This window comes from Tamlana crocina (assembly GCF_012037625.1).
This window is the reverse complement of record NZ_JAAVJS010000286.1, coordinates 1-428: the sequence shown is the minus strand read 5'-3', so window position 1 is coordinate 428 and position 428 is coordinate 1. Positions and strand designations below refer to the sequence as shown.

Annotated in this window: 1 pseudogene; it reads right to left on the bottom strand. The window is 37.9% G+C overall.

From position 1 onward, the window contains the following. Positions 1-21: 21 nt before the first annotated feature. Positions 22-428: pseudogene (locus HC176_RS16750) on the bottom strand (lysine transporter LysE); the annotation flags it as partial.

Here is a 428-nt window from a genome sequence, read left to right as displayed (position 1 = left end):
ACCCGGTCAAAAAAGGAAAGCTCAGCCACTATTAAAAATTCTTATAAAGGTGATGATCACCAGGATCAACATGAGTCCGGCCATGAAGTAGTTGGAATATTTGGCAAAGAAATTACCCTCAGATTCGATCTTGGCAAAGAAAAGCGCATAAAGATACAATGTAGTAAAAGTACCCAGGCCTGCTGCCATTACAAAAACAGCATTATTCAGCAGGTGATATTGAACATTGCCGTTCACATTTAAGGCTGCTCCTAAAGCTACAAAATAAGGTATGGGAAAAATATTAAGTGTCCCTATCATCATGCCTTTGGAGATACTTCTAATTCCTGAAGTTGAATTTATTTCAACTTCCTTTCGCCTTCCCTGAGCCATGATAAGAAAATATACCATCATGATCAAAAAAATAACGAGCCCCGCTCTTAATAAAA